Annotated in this window: 2 protein-coding genes and 2 pseudogenes; 1 reads left to right on the forward strand and 3 read right to left on the reverse strand. The window is 64.2% G+C overall.

Going from position 1 to position 2678, the window contains the following annotated elements; genetic code table 11:
- Positions 1-275, reverse strand: a pseudogene (locus Y704_RS18465) (heavy metal translocating P-type ATPase); the annotation flags it as partial.
- Positions 276-370: 95 nt separating this feature from the next.
- Positions 371-700, reverse strand: a complete 330-nt coding sequence (locus Y704_RS18470; protein ID WP_035771331.1) for a heavy-metal-associated domain-containing protein — start codon at positions 698-700, stop codon at positions 371-373.
- Positions 701-988: 288 nt separating this feature from the next.
- Between Y704_RS18470 and Y704_RS0102510 the strand changes: the two genes are divergently transcribed.
- Positions 989-1396 (forward strand): four-helix bundle copper-binding protein, encoded by a 408-nt coding sequence (locus tag Y704_RS0102510; RefSeq protein WP_026548942.1) that lies wholly within the window; start codon positions 989-991, stop codon positions 1394-1396.
- Between the two features lie 110 nt (positions 1397-1506).
- Here Y704_RS0102510 and Y704_RS18475 read toward each other — a convergent pair.
- Positions 1507-2678, reverse strand: a pseudogene (locus Y704_RS18475) (heavy metal translocating P-type ATPase); the annotation flags it as partial.

The following is a 2678-nucleotide window of genomic DNA, read 5'->3' on the forward strand; positions in this document are numbered from 1 at the left end:
AGCATGGTGAACATCGGGCTGAACGCCACCACCGGGATCGCCAATGCCAGGCTGATCCAGAACCGGTCCTTGAACATCGCGGTGGAATGGCCGGCGTGCTGCCCATGGCCGTGGACCTGGTGCTCATCATCCACCGCGTGGTGCTGGGCTCCCAGTGCTGAGTGGGGGGCATCCTCCGGCAGGGCCTGACCGTGGGTCCGCTCATCCGCCGGCCCACGCTGGTCCTCGTGCTGAGGTGGTGGTGTTGTGTGGTGGCCAGCTGCATTGTGTGTCATGACGATCATTCCTCCGGGCACGTGATCGGGCACCGCCTGGGTGTCCGTATCGCTGGGTGTCCTGGGTGTCCTGGTGGTGCTGGGGTTGTGCCGGATCAGCTCATCAGGAGCTGGTAACCGGCCTGTTCCACTGCTGTCGCGATGACCGTGGAGGGAATGGCCTGTGTACTGATGACGCTGACCGTTGAGACACCACCCGGGACAAGGGCGATCCGTACGTCGCGGACGCCGTCCAGTTCGCCCAGGGTGTCAGTGACGCGTGAGGCGCAGGAGCCGCAGGTCAGTCCCGTGACGGAAAAATCCGCTGGTACCTCCCCTTCACGGACCTGGTTTGTTGCCGGGGCTTCGTCCCGTGGTACGCAGCAGGCGCAGCCGGAGGGCCCTGTCTCGGTCAGGGGCCGGGTGGTGACTGAGGTACTACACATGAGGATCTCCAAAGTGTGAGGAAGTGTCTTCTAGGAGGGGAAAAGCGCCGGTCGGGGACCGGGTCGTGCTGACAGTCCTGTGAAGGTGAGTGGGTATGCCAATACCCTGAACATATACCCCTAGGGGGTATATGTCAAGAGGGTCGATGATATCCACAGAGTCGGTTATTTCCTCGCTTCCACCCGGCACCAGTGGTTAGCGTGGAGGTCAGGGACGGGCCGGATTCTTATTGGCCTCGGACCCTGACCCACGACCAGCAGCTGAACCGACGGAGAAGGAGCAGATCAATGACTCACATCACTTCCATGCTCGAGACGTACCCGAAGGACCTCGGCGACATCGACCGCGCGAAGCTCGCCGAGTGCATCGCGGCCTGCTTCGAATGCGCACAAACCTGTACGGCGTGCGGGGATGCCTGCCTGAGCGAGGATATGGTCTCCGAGCTCACCAAGTGCATCCGCACCAACGCGGATTGTGCCGACATCTGCAGTACCACCGGTCGGATCCTGTCCCGCCACACCGGCTACGACGCGAACATCACCCGAGCGATGCTGCTGGCTTGCGAAGTGGCCTGCAAGGCATGCGCCGAGGAATGCGAACAGCACGCAAGCATGCACGAGCACTGCCGGATCTGCGCCGAAGCATGCCGCCGCTGTGAAACCGCATGCCGGGAGCTCGCCGCAACCCTCGGCTGACCTCTTTACGTCAGAGGGCCGGTGAGCGTCGTGAGGCACCGTACGGACTGACGATTCCCGGCCAGCGCATCACTCAGGCAGGGCGTGCCGACGGAGCTGTCGGTAGCTGCCTATGGTGTGGCGCCGAACCGGCGGAGTCGTAGAGAGTTGGCGACGACGAGGACGGAACTGGCGGCCATCGCGGCTCCGGCGAGCATCGGGTTCAGCAGGCCAAGGGCGGCCACGGGGATGCCGACGGCGTTGTAGAAAAACGCCCAGAACAGGTTCGTTTTGATGGTTCCGAGAGTTTTACGGGACAGTTCGATGGCTTGGGCGACCTGTTTGAGGCTGCTGCCCATGACGGTCAGGTCCGCGGCTTCGATGGCGACGTCGGTGCCCGAGCCCATGGCGATACCCAAGTCGGCCTGGGCGAGGGCGGCCGCGTCGTTGACCCCGTCACCGGCCACCGCCACGGTTCTCCCTGCAGCCTGGAGTTTCTGGACGGCGGCGACTTTCTGGTGGGGAAGGACTTTGGCCATCACATCGTCGGGGGTGATGCCGACTTCCGCGGCGACTTTCGCCGCGACCGCTTGATTGTCGCCGGTGAGCAGGATCGGCCGTAACCCGAGGTCTTTGAACCGGCGGATCGCTGCCGCGGAGCCGTCCTTTACGGTGTCGAAGAGGCTGATCAGTCCTGCGGCTGAGCCATCGACAGCAACCCAGATGACTGTTGCCCCTGCCTGCTGCAGGGTTTCCAGGGCCGCCTGCTGGTCGGCCGTGATGGGGATCTGATTTTCTCGCAGCCAGGAGTTGGTGCCGGCGATGACGGTGCGGCCGTTGACGGTGCCGCGGACGCCACCGCCGGCGGCGCTGGTGAAATCAGTGACTGCCGGGACCATGCCGTGCCGTGCAGCGGCGGCGGCGATTGCTTCGGCAATAGGGTGTTCGCTGGCGGTTTCCAGCCCGCCGGCTAACGCGAGGACATCCTCTTCGGGCAGTGGTCCCAAGGTGGTGACGTCGGTGACGGAGAGTTTGCCGGTAGTCACGGTTCCGGTCTTATCCAGCACGATCGTGTCCACGGTGCGGGTGTCCTCCATCACCTGAGGGCCCTTGATGAGGATCCCGAGCTGGGCACCCCGACCGGTTCCGGTGAGCAGGCCCACCGGTGTTGCCAACCCCAGGGCGCACGGGCAGGCGATGACCAGGACGGCCACCGCGGCAGTGAACGCAGAGGACGTGTTCCCGGTGAAAATCATTCACAGGATGAACGTGGCGACCGCGATGACCAGGACGATGGGCACGA

Origin of the sequence: Arthrobacter sp. Br18, from assembly GCF_000520555.1 — a bacterium.
In the GTDB taxonomy this organism is placed as follows: Bacteria; Actinomycetota; Actinomycetes; order Actinomycetales; family Micrococcaceae; genus Arthrobacter_D.

What these genes read in the sequence shown, in the direction of transcription:
- Y704_RS18470 (WP_035771331.1), bottom strand. Translation starts at nt 700, where the DNA reads ATGTGTAGTACCTCAGTCACCACCCGGCCCCTGACCGAGACAGGGCCC.
- Y704_RS0102510 (WP_026548942.1), top strand. Translation starts at nt 989, where the DNA reads ATGACTCACATCACTTCCATGCTCGAGACGTACCCGAAGGACCTCGGC.